The 236-nt window shown below is 60.2% G+C and carries 1 protein-coding gene; it reads left to right on the top strand.

Translation table 11 applies throughout. The annotated features are described in order from the left end of the window. Positions 1-236, top strand: a 236-nt coding sequence (locus tag SB754_RS22970; protein ID WP_410784562.1) for a L,D-transpeptidase family protein, incomplete at both ends; no start/stop codon positions are given.

Raw genomic sequence — 236 nt, forward strand, 5'->3', positions numbered from 1 at the left:
GCCAGGAGAACCTGAAGACGAACTTCACCATCGGCCGTGAACTGATCGCCGTCGCCGACGACAACACCAAGACGATCACCATCTCCGAGAACGGTGAGGTCATCAAGACCATGCCGACGTCGATGGGCAAGGACTCCACACCGACGGACAACGGCACGTACATCATCGGGGATCGCCTCGATCAGATCGTGATGGATTCGTCGACCTACGGCGTCCCGGTCAACTCGCCTGCCGGG

Origin of the sequence: Leifsonia sp. SIMBA_070 (assembly GCF_046534635.1) — a bacterium.
Taxonomy (GTDB): Bacteria; Actinomycetota; Actinomycetes; order Actinomycetales; family Microbacteriaceae; genus Leifsonia.